This window comes from Gallibacterium trehalosifermentans (assembly GCF_042433055.1).
GTDB lineage: Bacteria > Pseudomonadota > Gammaproteobacteria > Enterobacterales > Pasteurellaceae > Gallibacterium > Gallibacterium trehalosifermentans.
Genome location: NZ_JBHLWB010000002.1, coordinates 1 through 17,669, shown reverse-complemented (window position 1 = coordinate 17,669; position 17,669 = coordinate 1). Strand labels below are relative to the sequence as shown.

Sequence of the window (17,669 nt, the reverse complement as noted above, 5' to 3'; positions counted from 1 at the left end):
CTATAATAAAAGGCTAAATCAGATGAGAAACAACACATTTTTAGAACAACTACTACAAGGGCAAGCGGTGGAGTGGAAGCCGTTAGGGGAAGTGGCTAGCTTACAGCGAGGTAGAGTGATTTCTAAACAATATCTTGATGAGAATAGAGGCGATTATCCCGTTTATAGTTCACAAACAGTTAATAATGGGGAAATTGGTAAAATAAATACTTTTGACTTTGAAGGTGAGTATGTTAGCTGGACAACTGATGGTGCTAATGCAGGAACAGTATTTTACAGAAATGAGAAGTTTTCAATCACTAATGTTTGTGGATTGATCACTATTAAAGATAATCTACAGCTAAATTATAAATTTTTATTTTATTGGTTATCTACAGAAGCCAAAAAATATGTATATGCAGGTATGGGAAATCCTAAATTAATGAGTAATCAAATGGAAAAGGTGCAAATCCCCATCCCCCCTCTATCCGTACAACAAGAAATCGTGCGGATTTTGGATACTCTTACCGCCCTTACCAGCGAGCTTACCAGCGAGCTTACACTACGCCAAAAACAATATCAATACTATCGTGATATGTTATTGAATTTTAATGAAAATACCCATAGGGGGGGGTAAGTAGCCCTTTTATTTCGGCTGCGGTTGAGTGGAAAATGTTGGGAGAGGTTTTAATATCTCTAAAAACTGGATTAAACCCACGCAGTTTTTTCACATTAAATACACAAGATGCTAATAATTATTATGTAACCATAAGAGAATTAAAAAACGGAAAAATTATTTTTAGTGAAAAAACTGATCGTATAAATGATGAGGCTTTAAAATTGTGTAACAATCGTTCTAATCTTGAAGTTGGTGATGTTTTATTTTCTGGTACAGGAACAATAGGGGAAACTGCTGTTATTAAATCAGAGCCAAAAAATTGGAATATAAAAGAAGGTGTTTATACATTGAAGCCAAATAAATCATTTATTATTTCTAAATTTTTAATGTATGTTCTCAGGGCAGACAGTATAAAAGAAAAAATAATGGAAAAGGTTGCAGGAGGGACAGTTAAAAGTATTCCTATGAAAGAACTAAAAAATATTCAAATCCCGCTCCCACCAATAGAAACACAAAAGCAGATTGTGGAGATTTTAGATAAATTCGATACTCTAACCAATTCCATTAGTGAAGGTTTGCCTCGTGAGATTGAGCTACGGCAAAAGCAATATGAATATTATCGGGAGATGTTGTTAGGGTTTAAATAATAGCAAGGTATAATTATGGCGAAGACACTCAATGAGATAGCAAAAGAACTTAAAGATCAAGATAAAAAAGTTCAGCTGATTTATGCTTTTAATGGGACGGGGAAAACTCGCCTTTCAAAAATACTAAAAGATATTGTAAAGCAAAATATTGATGATAGTATTCTAACTCGTTATAAAATTCTTTATTATAATGCCTTTACAGAAGACTTATTCTATTGGGATAATGATCTACAAACAGATCAAAAGCCTGTATTAAAAATTCAAGAAAATTCTTTTACTAATTGGATTTTGCAAGAGCAAGGGCAGGATCAAAATATTATTACGCATTTCCAACGTTATACAAATGATAAATTAACACCTCGCTTTAATCAAGAATATTTAAGAAACCCACAAGATAAAAATTCAAGAGTAAAAAGTTATTCTGAAGTAAGATTTTCTTTAACACGAGGCAATGATGAGGAAAACGATTTAAACCATATTAAAATTTCTAAAGGGGAAGAAAGCAATTTTATTTGGTGTGTGTTTTATGCCTTATTAGAGCTTGTGATTGAGCAGTTAAATATCCCTGAACCTAGTGATCGTGAAACAGATCAATTTGATGAGTTAGAGTATATTTTTATAGATGATCCTGTTAGTTCTTTAGATGAAAATTATTTAATTGAAATGGCAATAGATATTGCTCAGTTAATTAAATCAAGTAAATCCGATTTAAAATTTATTATTACCACTCATAATCCTTTATTTTATAATGTATTATGGAATGAACTTGATAAAGCAAATAAGTATGTGCTTAAAAAATATGAAAATGGTGATTTTGAGTTATTAAAACAAAATAATGATACACCTTTTTCTTTTCACCTTTTTTTGAAATCTGAGATTGAATTAGCATTAAAAAATGATGAGTTACAAAAATACCATTTTAATTACTTAAGAAATATTTTAGAAAAACTAGCAACATTTTTAGGCTATGAAAAATGGGGAGAATTATTGCCGAAAGATCCTGATGGGAGCAACCCAACAGTGGCAAGAATTATCAATTTATGTAGTCATTCTCAACATTCTAGTGAAGAGGTTACGATGCTTGTTGAACGTAATAAAGTAGTGATACGAAATTTAATCAATTTACTTGATGAGACTTATCGATTTAAATCAGGGAAATAATAATAGATTGTTAGATGATTAAGGCTGTTATTTACTAATTATCTATCCAAACTAAAAAAAGAATATTACGCCATTAAGTGAATAATTATGAATATCTACACCATCAAAAATAATGATTTCGTTGAAATTAAAGAAAAGCCCTTTACGCTGGAAAAAGACATTCAGAAATTGTTTGAATGCCATCTTGAGCAAATTATGGGGCTAAGATTGGTGCGTAGTGAATTTAGCATTAAAAATAAACGCATTGATACGTTGGCTTATGATGAGGACGCACAAACATTTATTATTATCGAATATAAGAAAGAGAAAAATGCCAGTGTTGTTGATCAAGGCTTTACTTATCTTGCGTTAATGTTGGAAAACAAAGCCGATTTTGTGTAGAACATCAAGAACAATTTCAAAGCACGTTAAAAATCGGCGATGTGGATTGGTCGCAGGTGCGAGTGATTTTTGTCTCCCAATCTTTTACCGAAAACCAAAAACAAGCCACCAATTTTAAAGATATTGCTATTGAGTTATACGAAATCAAGCGTTTTGCTAATGAAACGGTGCTGATTCGTGAAATTAAAAAATCCAAGTCAGCCACCAGTATTAAACCATTAACCGAGCAAACACCTGAGTTAAATGCTGTTGCCAAAGAAATCAAAATTTATAGTGAAGAAGAGCATCAATCGGCAACTACCGTGCATATTGCTGAGTTGTATGAAACTTTTAGAGAGGCTATTTTAGCCTTAGATAATGACATTGAGATAAAACCACAAAAACAATATATCGCTTTTAAAAAGCAAAAAAATATTGTGTGTTTGCAATTACAAAAAAGCAAGATCAAAATCTATATTGGTGTATCTGCTGGTTTACTTGATGATGCTAAGGGACTCAGTAAAAATGTGGCAAATGTTGGGCATAACGGTACAGGCGACTATTTGATTGAAGTAACCGATACCAGTAATTTAGAATATATTATGAGCTTGATTAAACAGGCATTGCCGAGATAAATGAAACATATAATTAATGGATAGAAAATATTATGGTTATAGCTTATGGTAAAAGCAGTGTAAATATTGTCGTGAGCTATTGCTGGGGTATAAACAAGCATAAGCAAGATTTCTCCCTTTTTAAGCAAGGCTAATCTAATTTTATAACATATTGAAAAACAACCATTTATTTTTATTAAGCAAAATTTAGGGTTAAATAAGCAAGATTTTTAAGGGTAATACAATGAGCACACAAACCACCCCCATCGCAGAAACGGATAATTTTATCATTTTAGAGAAATACGAGAAAATTGAGCAAGGCTCGCAGTATCAAACTGAAGCGGATTTAGAGCGTGAGCTGATTGCTGATTTAGTCGCTCAAGGCTATGAATACCGCAAGGATTTAAACACGCCTGAAAAATTGCTTGCGAATGTGCGTGTGCAACTTGAAAAGCTCAATGATGTACGCTTTAGTGATAGCGAATGGGGGAGGTTTGTGGCAGAGTATTTGGATCGACCGTCTGAAAATCTGCTGGATAAAACGGATAAAATTCACCGCAATTATATTTATGATTTTGTCTTTGATAATGGGCGAATTCAAAATATTTATTTGCTGGATAAGAAAAACATTCATCGTAACTGTGTGCAGGTGATTAATCAGTTTGAACAACAGGGAAAACACGCCAACCGCTATGATGTCACAATTCTAGTCAATGGCTTGCCACTGGTGCAAATTGAGCTGAAAAAACGGGGCATTGCTATTCGTGAGGCCTTTAATCAAATTCATCGTTATACTAAGGAAAGTTTTAACACAGAACATTCACTGTTTAAGTATTTGCAAATTTTTGTGATTTCAAATGGCACGGACACTCGCTATTTTGCCAATACCACCAAGCGAGATAAAAACAGCTTTGATTTTACTATGCACTGGGCAAGATCGGATAATAGCCTTATCAAAGATTTAAAAGATTTTACCGCCACTTTTTTAAAAAAAGAAACATTGCTTAGTGTGCTTATTCATTATTGCGTATTTGATGTGAGCAAAACGCTTTTAATTATGCGACCCTATCAAATTGCTGCTGCGGAGCGGATTTTATGGAAAATTAAAAGCGCTTATGAAAACAAAATCTGGAGCAAACCTGAAAGTGGGGGCTTTATTTGGCACACCACAGGTTCGGGCAAAACTTTAACCAGCTTTAAAGCCGCGCGCTTGGCAACCGAATTGCCGTTTATTGATAAAGTCTTTTTTGTGGTGGATAGAAAAGATTTAGACTATCAAACGATGAAAGAATACCAACGCTTTTCGCCTGATAGCGTGAACGGCTCAGAAAGCACTAAGGGACTAAAACGCAATATTGAAAGCGAGGATAACAAAATCATCGTTACCACCATTCAAAAGCTCAATAATCTGATGAAATCAGAAGATAGTTTGGCAATTTACCATAAACAAGTGGTGTTTATTTTTGATGAATGCCACCGTTCACAATTTGGCGAAGCACAAAAAAATCTGAAAAAGAAATTCAAAAAATTCTGCCAATTTGGTTTTACAGGCACGCCAATTTTTCCTGAAAATGCCCTAGGTGCTGAAACTACAGCCAGTGTATTTGGGAGAGAGTTGCATTCTTATGTGATTACCGATGCCATTCGTGATGAAAAAGTGCTGAAATTTAAAGTTGACTACAATAATGTACGACCTCAGTTTAAAGAATGTGAGCAAGAACAAAATTTAGAAAAATTGACCGCACTTGAAACTAAATTAGCACTGCAACATCCTGAGCGTATCAAAGAAATCGCAAGCTATATTTTAGATAATTTTAAACGTAAGACTCACCGCTTAAACCCGACAGGTAAAGGCTTTAATGCGATGTTTGCTGTCAGCAGTGTGGACGCAGCCAAACTGTATTATGAAACCTTTAAAACCCTGCAAAAAGGCAATCCAAAGCCGTTAAAAATTGCCACCATTTTCTCCTTTGCTGCCAATGAAGCACAAAATGCGATAGGTGAAATTGAAGATGAAGGATTTGAACCAACAGCAATGAAAAGCTCGGCAAAAGAGTTTTTACAGGCGGCTATTGATGACTATAACGCGTATTTTAGAACCAATTACGGTGTAGATAGCCGTGAATTTCAAAATTATTATCGTGATTTAGCCAAACGGGTAAAAGATCAAGAAATTGATTTACTTATTGTGGTAGGAATGTTTTTAACTGGCTTTGATGCACCGAGTTTAAACACTTTATTTGTCGATAAAAACTTGCGTTATCACGGCTTAATTCAAGCCTATTCTCGCACCAATCGTATTTTTGATGCCAGCAAAACCTTTGGCAATATCGTCACCTTCCGTGATTTAGAACAAGCCACCATTGATGCCATTACTTTATTTGGCGATACAAACACCCGCAATGTGGTGCTAGAAAGAAGCTATAGTGACTATATGAATGGCTACACCGATGATGCAGGTAAACATCATCGTGGTTATCTTGATGTGGTCAAAGAACTAACGGAACGTTTCCCTGATCCAGCTAATATTGAAACTGAGCAGGACAAAAAGGCATTTGTAAAATTATTTGGCGAATATTTACGCCTTGATAATATTTTGCAAAATTATGATGAATATAAAGCACCAAGCGAGACAGCAAGCACAGGCAATACTGTTTGTGAGCCTAGTCCAATCTATTCAACTTCAGGCACAACAGGGCTAACCGATCTTCAAGAACAAGATTATCGCTCTACCTACAATGATATTCGAGATTGGCTTCGCACACAAAAACAAGGAGAAGAACAAGATAAAACACGGCTTGATTGGAGCGATGTGGTGTTTGAAGTGGAGCTTTTAAAATCACAAGAGATTAACTTAGATTACATCTTACAACTGGTTTTTGAAAAGCATAAACAACATAATGATAAATCAAGCCTAATCGATGATATTCGCAAAACCATCAGAGCCAGCGTGGGCAATCGTGCCAAAGAGGGCTTGGTGGTCGATTTTATTGAGCAGACTAATTTAGATGAAATTAGTGATAAAACCGCGATGATTGACGCATTCTTCCGCTATGCACAACAAGTGCAACAACAAGAAGCCAACGCTCTAATTGAAAGCGAGAAATTAAACGAAGAAGCCGCCAAACGCTACTTAAAAACCTCACTCAAACGAGAATACGCCAGCGAATACGGTACAGAACTCAATGAAATATTGCCTAAATTAAGTCCGTTAAACCCTGAATATCGAACCAAAAAGCAAACGGTATTTCAAAAAATCGTGGCTTTTGTAGAGAAGTTTAGAGGAATTGGTGGGGAAATTTAATTGGTATATTAACTATAAAAATGGTTGAGATATTTCGGTATGCTCAACCATTTTATATATTGTGGAAAGTCTTTAATCTAGTAGTAAGCTATCATCAGAGATTTTCTCACCACGAGTGCGTTCGAACATTTGTAGGAGATCGGATACGCCCATACTTTTTCGTTTTTCGCCGTTAACGTCTAACACCACTTGCCCTTGATGTAACATTACTGTACGGTCGCCATGGTCTAAAGCCTGTTGCATAGAGTGCGTTACCATCATGACCGTCAGTTGATTTTCTTGTACGATTTTATCGGTTAGTTCCATAACAAAGGCGGCTGTTTTAGGGTCAAGTGCTGCCGTATGTTCATCTAGTAACAAGATACTTGATGGTTGTAATGAAGCCATTAATAAGCTCACAGCTTGACGTTGTCCACCTGAGAGCAATCCCATACGATCGCTTAAACGATTTTCTAAGCCTAGTTTTAGCATGGAAAGTTTTTCACGGAAAAATTCTCGTGTCGATTTTTTCACAAAAAACGAAAGATTTCGGCGTTGTCCTCGTGAATAAGCGAGTGCCATATTTTCCTCAATCGTTAAGCCTTCACAAGTACCGAGCATTGGATCTTGGAAAACACGTGCAACGGCAGCAGATCTTTGCCAGGTAGTTTTGCGAGTAACGTCTTCACCATTCAGATAAATCTTCCCACTATCCACTAAATAATCGCCGCAAATGGCATTTAATAGCGTGGATTTACCCGCTCCATTACTACCGATAACAGTAACAAATTCACCTTTTGAAATATTAAGAGACAGACCTCTTAAAACAGGGTTTTCTATTGGCGTACCACGGTGAAAGGTAATACGCAGATTGTCTAATTTCATCATTCTCTATTACCTCGTTTTGCCAAAAAGCGACTTTTTAATTGTGGCAGGATAAGGACAAAAACAACTAGAATTGCAGTAACCAGATTAAGATCTTGAGCGCCAAACCCAATTTCTCTTAGGGTTTCACTACTTAATGCAATGGCGATAAAGAAACGATAGAGAATAGAACCGATAATGACGGCAAGTGTCAGAATAAATAGGCGTTTTGACGGGATTAACGTTTCACCAATAATTACCGCAGCTAAACCAATTACGATAGTACCAACCCCGATGGACATATCTGCACCGCCTTGTGTTTGTACATATAAGGCACCACCTAAAGCAATTAAAGCGTTGGAAATTGCCATGCCAAGATAAATCATGCGTCCAGTTGGAATACCTTGTGCTTTAGACATTCTTTCATTTGCGCCAGTTGCTCGTACCGCTAAACCAATTTCGGTATTAAAGAACCAATCGAGGATTAGTTTCACTACGATAACGAAACCTAACACCATAAGAGGTTGGATATAAACTTGGTTGCTGGCATCAGCATTAATGAGAGGGTCGAAGATTGTTATTTCACCGAGTAACGGGAGATTTGGTGCGCCCATAATCCGTAAATTTACGGAATAGAGCGCAATCATCACTAAGATACTCGCAAGAAGTTGGAGAATCTTGAGTGAAACGTGTAACCAAGCCGTTACTAAGCCTGTCATTGCTCCTGCAAGCATAGCTATTATTGTCGCAAACCAAGGATCAACTCCGTTGACAATACAAACTGCACAAACTGCACCGCCTAATGGAAAACTGCCATCTGCAGTCAGATCGGGAAAATCTAAAATACGGAAAGAAATCAATACACCTAATGCAACAATAGCATAGATCAAACCAATTTCTAATGCACCTAAAAATAGAACTGAAGTCATAAGCGTTATATTAATTTAACTAACACAAAGAAAAGATAGGTATAACAGTGAGTTATACCTACCGAAAACTTAAAACGATTATTCTTTGATTACTTCTTTAGCTGAATCAACTAATTCTTGTGGTACTTGTACCCCAAATGCTTTAGCTGATTTTAAGTTGAGAAGAAGATCCAGTTTATCCATTGTTTTTACAGGGATATTTCCTGGTTTTTCACCTTTTAGGATAGAAGCGATAATTTTTCCTGTTTCTTCACCTAAGGTGTAGTAGTTATTAGAGAGTGCGGCAATGGCTCCGCGAGCAACGGTCGTCGTATCTGCGGCGATAAGCGGAATACCTGCATCTAAAGCACTTTTATACAGTGATTCGTATGCGGAGACGATACCATTATCAGGTGAGGTATAAATGACATCAACACGACCTTTTAGACTGCGAGCAGCAGTGCTAATATCGGTTGTGCGTGGTGCTGGTGCTTCAATCACAGTAAAGCCGTTTGTTTTACCCGCTTCTTGCAGCTGTTTTAGTACGACTGTAGAGTTGACTTCACCTGAACTATAAACAAAGCCAATGGTTTTTAAGTTAGGGATTAGTTTTTTGATTAAATCAATTTGTGGTTGAATTGGTAACGTATCTGAGGCACCTGTAACGTTACCACCAGAAGCCTGCCAACTTTTTACTAATTTTGCGGCAACAGGATCGGTAATAGCTGAAAAGACAATAGGAATATGACGTGTTGCAGCTGCCGCAGCTTGTGCGCTTGGGGTTCCAATAGCTAAGATAACATCAGGTTTATCACCTACAAATTTACGGGCAATTTGTGCGGCAGTCGCTGTATTACCTTGTGCGCTTTGGAAATCTACTTTAAGGTTTTTACCTTCCTCAAAGCCCTCTTTTTTTAATTCAGCTAAAGCACCTTGACGCACTGCATCTAAGGCTGGGTGTTCTACGATAGCAGTAATGGCTACATTTTTAACATCAGTAGCAAAGGCACTACCAGTTAAGAATGTTGTTGTAGCTAAGGTTGCTAATAAAATTCGTTTAATATTTTTCATATTCGCTCCTCTTATTTTATATTTTGATAAGTCTTTCTTGCTGTAAAATTAAGATTACACTGTATTTTACAGCAAGTGAAAGCAGTTATAACATAGAGCGATTTTATTTAAAAGATCTTTATTTAGTAATGGATTGGGTATTTTTATTTGTATTTTTTATAAATATTATAAATTGTTTTTAGTGTAAATTTTACGTTACACTTTTTTGTTATTGTAAATCTTTCTCTGTTAATACACCTAATGCTAACAACCCTTTTAACACACCATTATGTTCAATATCTTCAGTAATATAGTTAGCTAATTCTTTTAACGATGGGTGGGCATTTCCCATTGCAACGCCAGTACCAACATGGCTGATCATTTCAATATCATTTAAGCCATCACCAAATGCCATCACGTTATCAATCGTCAATCCAAAGTGTTCGACTACCGCATCAATACCGCTTGCTTTTGAGCCTGTTGCCACTAAACAATCCACAGAATATTCGTGCCAACGAACAGTTTTAAATTGTTCACCAAGAATGCCTGATTCAGCAATAAACTGATCTTGTTCAGCAGGATAAAATAGGAGTAACTGAAAAATATCGTGGGTTAGATAGTAATCGGTATCAATAAAATAGCGAGTTGTAATGGGATCAAGCGCTTGTTTTAGTTGTGGAGTGATATTGGAGACGGCAATATCTTCATTACCAACAAACGCATATTCAATCTGATGTTGTTGTAAGAATTGAATAATGCGTTCAATGTCTTGTTTGGCAATAGGGTGTTTTGCAATGACTTGATTTTGATAGCTATTATATTGCCCATTAATCGTAACAAATAACTCAATACCTTCTTCTTTAATTAATTGATCAATTTTTTCTGGAAAGGCACATCTTGCTCGCCCAGTAGCGATTGCTGGGATAATGCCTTTTTTCTTTAGGCTACGAATAACGGTGGGAATCGTATCAGGCAAAATGGCTTTGTCTTTTACATAGAGAGTTTCATCAATATCAAAGAAAATAATTTTAATTGGATTTTTTAACATACTTTATACATCTTCATAGTTGGGAACATAAGTAGAAAGAATAGCATTTTTTCTGTTTTTCTCGAAATAGTTCACAAATAGTAAATGAATCAGTGGGATTACTAAATGCAGTTTGTCATCGTTATTACTATGAAACTGACAAATATTTTTGATACGCTGTGTTTAGTCTGTGGTTGCCGTTTAGCAATTTCTCAACATGGAATTTGTTCTACTTGTTATCGACAATTACCAAAAGGAGCATATTGTGGACGTTGTGGAGCAGCATTACTAGAAGATCGAATGTCTTGTGGAGGTTGTTTAGTTAATCCACCAAAATGGCAACGAATCGTATTTATTTCCGCATTTGTTGAGCCAATTCAACCATTAATTTATCGTTTTAAATTTCATCAAGATTATTGGCTTGATCGCAGTTTAGCTCGTTGGTTATTCCTTGCCGTGCGGAATGCAAAGCGAACACATCAACTAGCCTTACCTGATTTATTAATTCCTGTGCCATTGCATCATCGGCGACAATGGCAAAGAGGTTATAATCAGGCTGCTTTATTAGCTCGTTATTTAAGTCGTTGGCTAAATATACCTTGTCGAGAAGATTTGATTGTACGACAACGAGCAACAGAGGCACAACGAGGAAAAACAGCGGTACAACGACAAAAAAATCTTTCAAATGCTTTTGCTTTGGTGAAACCGTTGCCACGAGGGATTAAATCCATTGCCTTAATTGATGATGTGATTACGACTGGATCAACAATGGAGGAAATTTGTTTTTGTTTACAACAAATGGGTATAGAAGATATTCAAGTTTGGGCATTATGTAGAACACAAAAAACAGCATGAATGTTGGTTGAAGGGTAGAAAAATTTTTTGATTGAGCGTATTATTCCCGACCATATCAGTCAAGTATTTACTAAGGAATAGATTGTTATGCAACAAATTATTATTTCTAGCGCTGCACAAGCTCATTTTCGCAAGCTACTCGATCAACAGGAAGAAGGAACAAATATTCGTATTTTTGTGGTGAATCCTGGTACACCAAATGCAGAATGTGGCGTTTCTTATTGCCCACCTTCTGCAGTAGAAGCAACAGATTGTGAAATGAAATATGAATCTTTCTCTGCATTTGTTGATGAGGTGAGCTTACCTTTTTTAGAAGATGCAGAAATAGATTTTGTTAAAGATGATATGGGAACACAATTAACCCTAAAAGCACCAAATGCAAAAATGCGCAAAGTCGCTGATGATGCGCCATTAATTGAACGGGTAGATTATGTGATTCAAACACAAATTAATCCTCAATTAGCAAGTCATGGTGGACGAATTACACTCATAGAAATTACTGATGAGGGCGAGGCGATTCTACAATTTGGTGGGGGGTGTAACGGGTGCTCAATGGTTGATGTAACGCTAAAAGAAGGTGTGGAGAAACAGTTATTGGCTCAATTTGGTGGTGAACTGAAAGGGGTAAAAGATGTAACTGAACACCAACGAGGCGAACACTCTTATTATTAATGCTGTTTTTTAGGGCAGGTTTAATAAAAATCTGCCTTTTTAATAAAAAGATAGCAAATTCCTTTCTAGTAGCAGTTTTTCCCAGTTTCTTGTAAAATCCTCCGATTATTTTTTATTTAACTAATTAACATAAATATTACTTGTCTATGAAAAATATCCGTAATTTCTCAATTATTGCTCATATCGATCATGGTAAATCAACGCTTTCCGATCGTCTTATTCAGGTTTGTGGCGGATTAAGTGAACGTGAAATGGAAGCGCAAGTACTTGACTCCATGGATCTTGAGCGTGAACGTGGTATTACAATTAAAGCACAAAGTGTAACGTTAGATTATACAGCTAAAAATGGCGAAACTTATCAGTTAAACTTTATTGATACGCCAGGACACGTTGACTTTTCCTATGAGGTTTCTCGTTCATTAGCTGCCTGTGAGGGAGCGTTGTTAGTTGTTGATGCGGGACAAGGTGTAGAAGCACAAACCTTAGCGAATTGCTATACAGCGATTGAAATGGATCTCGAAGTTGTACCAATTTTAAATAAAATTGATTTACCTGCAGCGGATCCTGAGCGAGTAGCGGAAGAAATTGAGGATATTGTTGGCATTGATGCACTTGATGCGGTGCGTTGTTCTGCAAAAACGGGTTTAGGTGTGGAAGATGTCTTAGAGGAGATTGTTAAACGTATTCCCGCCCCTGAGGGTGATCCTGAAGCACCATTACAAGCATTAATTATTGATTCTTGGTTTGATAATTATCTTGGCGTGGTATCGTTAGTTCGTATTAAAAATGGAACATTAAGAAAAGGCGATAAAATCAAGGTAATGAGTTCTGGACAAAGTTATGGTGTGGATCGTTTAGGTATCTTCACACCAAAACAAGTTGATACGACCGAATTATCTTGTGGAGAAGTAGGTTGGGTCGTCTGTGGCATAAAAGATATTCTTGGGGCGCCAGTTGGGGATACTTTGACGTTACATCATAATCCTGCGGATAAACCATTACCAGGTTTTAAAAAGGTTAAACCGCAAGTTTATGCAGGGTTGTTCCCAGTAAGTTCTGATGACTATGAAGCGTTTCGTGATGCGTTAGGAAAATTAAGTTTAAATGATGCTTCGCTTTTCTATGAACCAGAAAATTCCACTGCATTAGGCTTTGGTTTCCGTTGTGGTTTCTTGGGATTATTGCATATGGAGATCATTCAAGAACGCTTAGAGCGCGAGTATGATCTTGATTTAATTACAACTGCCCCAACAGTAATTTATGAAGTGGCAATGACTAACGGGGAAATCCTGTATGTTGATAGTCCTGCAAAATTACCAGCTATTAATAATATTGAAGAAATTCGTGAGCCGATTGCAGAATGTAATATGCTATTGCCACAAGAGTATTTGGGGAATGTGATTACATTATGTGTAGAGAAGCGTGGTGTACAAACCAATATGGTCTATCATGGTAATCAAGTAGCGTTAACTTATGAAATTCCAATGGGGGAAGTGGTTTTAGACTTCTTCGATCGTTTGAAATCAACCTCGCGTGGCTATGCGTCATTGGATTATTCATTCAAACGCTTCCAACCAGCCGATATGGTACGAGTGGATATTATGATTAATGGTGAGCGAGTTGATGCGTTAGCCTTGATTGTTCATAAAGATAATGCCCCATACCGCGGACGTGAATTGGTGGAAAAAATGAAAGAGCTTATTCCTCGTCAGCAGTTTGATATTGCGATTCAGGCGGCGATTGGTAACCATATTATTGCACGTTCAACTGTGAAGCAGTTACGTAAAAACGTATTGGCGAAATGTTACGGTGGTGATGTTAGCCGTAAGAAAAAACTGTTACAGAAACAAAAAGAGGGGAAAAAACGAATGAAGTCTTTGGGGAATGTAGAGGTTCCACAAGAAGCGTTTTTAGCAATTTTACACGTTGGGAAAGATAAATAAGGAGTGAATATGTCAAACTTTTTCTTACCTATTTTATTGGGCGTTGGATTTGTGTTATGGAAAGTATTAGATTATTTTCAATTACCTAATACGTTTACCATTTTGCTCATTATCTTTTCTGTCTTCTCAGGGATTTTCTGGTGTCATCGCCGTTTTGTGTGGCAACCAAAACGTTTACGTCAAATTGCACGGGCAGAGCAACGTAGCGGTAAACAACTAAGCGAAGAGGAAAAAGCGCGAATTGAACCGATTGCTGAAAGTGAAGAGTTTCTTGCTTCATTATTTCCTGTCTTAGCGATTGTCTTAATTGTACGTTCTTTTTTGTATGAACCATTTCAAATTCCGTCAGGTTCTATGGAACCAACCTTACGTGTGGGAGATTTTTTGCTGGTAAACAAATATGAATATGGAGTGAAAGATCCTGTATTCCAAAATAAATTAATTCCGCTTGGTGAACCAAAACGTGGTGATGTGGTTGTTTTTAAAGCACCAACTCAACCTAATGTCGATTATATAAAACGAGTGATTGGCTTACCGGGTGATCATATTAAATATAACCAACAAGATGGAGTATTAACGGTAACACCTGCTTGTAAAGAGGAGTCTTGCCCAAGTGAAACTTATCAATATGAAGGATTAACGCCAAATGCAGAATTTGTTTATCACGGCAATGCACAAATTGAACGTACGGAAAGTGGTGCAGTAACGCATCAAATTTTATTAAATCCCGATCGTTTCAATTATGATCCTTATTATTTTAAACAGGAAGGTAATCCTGTTGGTGAATGGACGGTGCCTGAGGGTGAATATTTTGTCATGGGCGATAACCGCGATAATAGTAATGACAGCCGTTTCTGGGGGTTTGTCCCAGAGAAAAATATTGTCGGTAAGGCGACTGTTATTTGGTTAAGTTTAGATAAGAAAGAGGGCGAGTGGCCAACAGGCATTAGAACAGATCGCCTCTTTCAAACAATTAAATAATTATGAATATTGAACATTTAGATAGATTACAACGAAAATTAGGCTATAAATTCACCAATGCTGCACTATTACAACAGGCATTAACACATCGTAGTGCAGCCAGTGTACATAATGAACGCCTTGAGTTTTTAGGCGATTCAATTTTGAACTTTACTATTGGTGAGGCGTTATATCATCAATTTCCTAAAGCTTCTGAGGGTGATTTAAGTAGAATGCGTGCTACCTTAGTTCGTGAACAAACGTTAGCTGAGATTGCCGTTGAATTTGAATTAGGGGATCACTTAAAACTCGGACCAGGGGAACTAAAAAGTGGTGGATTTCGTCGTAGTTCCATTTTATCTGATGGTGTAGAAGCGATTATTGGTGCAATCCATTTAGATAGTGGAATTGAAACGACACAAAAGGTTGTTTTGCATTGGTATCAACAACGTTTAGCTGAAATTAAACCAGGTGATGAACAAAAAGATCCAAAAACGAGACTGCAAGAATATTTACAAGGCTTGCGTAAACCACTACCAAACTATACTGTAGTGGATATTAAAGGTGAGGCACATAAACAAACTTTTAAAGTAACTTGCCAAATAGAGCAGTTACCAGAGGTATTTGAGGGCATTGGTAGTAGCCGTCGTAAAGCCGAACAAGCTGCTGCGGAGAAAATCTTGGCAGTATTAAAAATTAAATAAATGAGAAGAGAATGACAGAAAATCAACAAAAATTAACAGAGCAAGAAACATATTGTGGATTTGTAGCGATTGTTGGGCGACCAAATGTTGGTAAATCTACCTTATTAAATAAAATTTTAGGGCAAAAAATTTCAATTACTTCGCGTAAAGCACAAACGACTCGCCATCGTATTGTTGGGATTCATACTGATGGGGCTTATCAAGCAGTTTATGTGGATACACCAGGATTACATATTGAAGAAAAGCGAGCAATTAACCGTTTAATGAATCGTGCTGCGAGCAGTGCAATTAGCGATGTGGATCTCATTATTTTTGTAGTAGATGGAACACATTGGAATGATGATGATGAGATGGTGTTAAATAAATTGCGTAGTGCCAAAGCGCCAGTCGTCTTAGCCATTAATAAAATTGATAATGTTAAGCATAAAGATGAATTATTGCCTTTCATTCAACAATTAACAGAAAAATTTACCTTTAAAGAGATAGTGCCAATCTCTGCACAACGAGGAAATAATGTTCATCAATTACAAGCGATTGTACGTCAATCTTTGCGTAAAGGTGTTCATCATTTCCCTGAAGAGTACATTACTGATCGTTCACAACGATTTATGGCATCAGAAATTATTCGTGAGAAGTTAATGCGTTTTATGGGGGAAGAATTACCTTATTCTGTAACTGTAGAGATTGAGCAATTTAAGGTGAATGAACGTGGGACGCTGGAAATCAACGGTTTAATTTTGGTAGAGCGTGAAGGCCAGAAGAAGATGGTAATTGGTCATCAAGGACAAAAATTAAAAACCATTGGGACTGAAGCAAGACAAGATATGCAACGTTTATTTGATGCAAAAGTATATTTGGAGCTATGGGTCAAAGTGAAAAGTGGCTGGGCTGATGATGAACGTGCGTTAAGAAGTCTTGGCTATATAGATGATTAATATATTTATCTATTTGAAAAACCTCAAAAATTCACTTTTTGAGGTTTTTTATTTTATATTAGGCTGTAACTTTTTGAATTAACGCAGAAATATCTGCTGGAAATTCTTCAGTTTGTGCAAATTGCTGGATTTGCAGCTCTGTATACTTACGCCTGTCATACACGACAACAATACTTATATCATTTTCTTGCAGATAGTTTTTTTCACCAAATGCTGTATAACGTGTTGCGCCAATACTGATGATAGCTTGAGAAGGATAATTCGCTTGTTTTAATAACTCGGCAATATTATTCATTGGACCTTGATCGGGTTGGTTATTCATTCTATCTACAATCCAATCCAATAATTTTTGGTGAAAATAGCTATATCCTACTGCGGGGCTATCAATACCATATTGATTTAATTCTCCATTACGCTTATGGAAACAAGCGATGCGATAGTTATCTAAAATGCCACCAGTAGAGAAATGATCAAGTGGGATTTTTACTGTAGCTAACCCTTTTGAATTTGCTCCCCAATTTTTCTTTTCACAAATTTTCTTGGCATTTGGGCGACGAATAGAGCAGTCATTATAGGCGGCAAAGTGTGTGGGACGCAGAGCGACCACTTGCTTATCTTGATAGTCTATTTCGCAAATTAACGCCACCTCAGGTTCAATTTGTAAATTATCTGCATCAGATGGAAATTGAATTGTGGTGCTAGAAAGTGGATAAGTCGTTAAAAATGTATAGTCATCTAACTGTTCAGTGGGAACATAAAAAGGAAAAATTGCTTTTGGCTGGTTTGTTTCTGTTGTTTTTACGGTAACAAAATCGGCTGCTTCGCCTGCTTGCTCTAAATGTCCTGCAAAATTACCTGCTACACCTAAGCCAATGAATTTGGTTAAGTTCATAATAATCTCCATAATAATAAAAAACACAAAGACAGAGTAAAAAGAAATTTACCGCAAAACAATATACTTTGTTGAAAATCCAAGCAGTTAAATAAAAAAATGTGAATTAGGTCATAAAATCTATTGCAAGGCGCAAAAAAATGCCTATAATGCCGCCTCACGCAACAAGAGCGGAGCTGTCGCTGGAAGTAGCAGT

16 protein-coding genes and 1 pseudogene are annotated in these 17,669 nt (G+C 36.6%); 12 read left to right on the top strand and 5 right to left on the bottom strand.

Annotated features, from left to right (window positions below):
• Positions 1 to 22: 22 nt before the first annotated feature.
• The 6 genes and pseudogenes from ACFFHK_RS02760 to ACFFHK_RS02735 form a co-directional block, all read left to right on the top strand.
• Positions 23 to 595 (top strand): annotated as a pseudogene (locus ACFFHK_RS02760) (restriction endonuclease subunit S); the annotation flags it as partial.
• Between the two features lie 56 nt (positions 596 to 651).
• The gene (locus tag ACFFHK_RS02755; RefSeq protein ID WP_382369016.1) at positions 652 to 1,245 is read left to right on the top strand and encodes a restriction endonuclease subunit S; all 594 of its coding nucleotides are present in this window, start codon (positions 652 to 654) and stop codon (positions 1,243 to 1,245) included.
• A 15-nt stretch (positions 1,246 to 1,260) separates the two neighbouring features.
• Positions 1,261 to 2,406 (top strand): AAA family ATPase, encoded by a 1,146-nt coding sequence (locus ACFFHK_RS02750; RefSeq protein WP_382369013.1) that lies wholly within the window; start codon positions 1,261 to 1,263, stop codon positions 2,404 to 2,406.
• 87 nt (positions 2,407 to 2,493) lie between these two features.
• A complete protein-coding gene (locus ACFFHK_RS02745; protein WP_382369010.1) occupies positions 2,494 to 2,787 on the top strand; it encodes a PDDEXK family nuclease in 294 nt (97 codons plus the stop codon).
• A 62-nt stretch (positions 2,788 to 2,849) separates the two neighbouring features.
• On the top strand, positions 2,850 to 3,401 hold the full coding sequence (locus ACFFHK_RS02740) for a DUF5655 domain-containing protein (protein ID WP_382369007.1): 552 nt from the start codon (positions 2,850 to 2,852) through the stop codon (positions 3,399 to 3,401).
• A 223-nt stretch (positions 3,402 to 3,624) separates the two neighbouring features.
• On the top strand, positions 3,625 to 6,684 hold the full coding sequence (locus tag ACFFHK_RS02735) for a type I restriction endonuclease subunit R (protein WP_382369004.1): 3,060 nt from the start codon (positions 3,625 to 3,627) through the stop codon (positions 6,682 to 6,684).
• Between the two features lie 72 nt (positions 6,685 to 6,756).
• Here the strand turns inward: ACFFHK_RS02735 and ACFFHK_RS02730 are convergent, their stop codons facing one another.
• The 4 genes from ACFFHK_RS02730 to ACFFHK_RS02715 form a co-directional block, all read right to left on the bottom strand.
• On the bottom strand, positions 6,757 to 7,551 hold the full coding sequence (locus ACFFHK_RS02730; protein ID WP_382369001.1) for an ABC transporter ATP-binding protein: 795 nt from the start codon (positions 7,549 to 7,551) through the stop codon (positions 6,757 to 6,759).
• Positions 7,548 to 8,456, bottom strand: a complete 909-nt coding sequence (locus tag ACFFHK_RS02725; protein ID WP_382368998.1) for an ABC transporter permease — start codon at positions 8,454 to 8,456, stop codon at positions 7,548 to 7,550. The genes ACFFHK_RS02730 and ACFFHK_RS02725 overlap by 4 nt, the downstream gene beginning before the upstream one ends.
• 78 nt (positions 8,457 to 8,534) lie before the next feature.
• Positions 8,535 to 9,506 (bottom strand): ABC transporter substrate-binding protein, encoded by a 972-nt coding sequence (locus tag ACFFHK_RS02720; protein ID WP_382368995.1) that lies wholly within the window; start codon positions 9,504 to 9,506, stop codon positions 8,535 to 8,537.
• Between the two features lie 208 nt (positions 9,507 to 9,714).
• Positions 9,715 to 10,533, bottom strand: a complete 819-nt coding sequence (locus ACFFHK_RS02715) for a Cof-type HAD-IIB family hydrolase (RefSeq protein WP_382368992.1) — start codon at positions 10,531 to 10,533, stop codon at positions 9,715 to 9,717.
• A 105-nt stretch (positions 10,534 to 10,638) separates the two neighbouring features.
• Here ACFFHK_RS02715 and ACFFHK_RS02710 point away from each other — a divergent pair, with 105 nt between their 5' ends.
• The 6 genes from ACFFHK_RS02710 (at position 10,639) to era (ending at position 16,581) form a co-directional block, all read left to right on the top strand.
• Entirely contained in the window at positions 10,639 to 11,367 is a 729-nt protein-coding gene (locus tag ACFFHK_RS02710) for an amidophosphoribosyltransferase (RefSeq protein ID WP_382368989.1), read from the top strand.
• An 87-nt stretch (positions 11,368 to 11,454) separates the two neighbouring features.
• Positions 11,455 to 12,039, top strand: coding sequence for a Fe-S biogenesis protein NfuA (gene nfuA, locus ACFFHK_RS02705; protein WP_382368986.1), 585 nt, complete (start codon positions 11,455 to 11,457; stop codon positions 12,037 to 12,039).
• Between the two features lie 146 nt (positions 12,040 to 12,185).
• Positions 12,186 to 13,982, top strand: coding sequence for a translation elongation factor 4 (gene lepA, locus ACFFHK_RS02700; RefSeq protein WP_382368983.1), 1,797 nt, complete (start codon positions 12,186 to 12,188; stop codon positions 13,980 to 13,982).
• Positions 13,983 to 13,991: 9 nt separating this feature from the next.
• Positions 13,992 to 14,963, top strand: coding sequence for a signal peptidase I (gene lepB / locus ACFFHK_RS02695; protein ID WP_382368980.1), 972 nt, complete (start codon positions 13,992 to 13,994; stop codon positions 14,961 to 14,963).
• A 2-nt stretch (positions 14,964 to 14,965) separates the two neighbouring features.
• Positions 14,966 to 15,646, top strand: a complete 681-nt coding sequence (gene rnc / locus ACFFHK_RS02690; protein WP_382368977.1) for a ribonuclease III — start codon at positions 14,966 to 14,968, stop codon at positions 15,644 to 15,646.
• Between the two features lie 11 nt (positions 15,647 to 15,657).
• A complete protein-coding gene (era, locus tag ACFFHK_RS02685) occupies positions 15,658 to 16,581 on the top strand; it encodes a GTPase Era (RefSeq protein WP_382368974.1) in 924 nt (307 codons plus the stop codon).
• A gap of 58 nt (positions 16,582 to 16,639) precedes the next feature.
• Here the strand turns inward: era and ACFFHK_RS02680 are convergent, their stop codons facing one another.
• The gene (locus ACFFHK_RS02680; protein WP_382368971.1) at positions 16,640 to 17,473 is read right to left on the bottom strand and encodes a DUF5718 family protein; all 834 of its coding nucleotides are present in this window, start codon (positions 17,471 to 17,473) and stop codon (positions 16,640 to 16,642) included.
• Positions 17,474 to 17,669 lie beyond the last annotated feature (196 nt).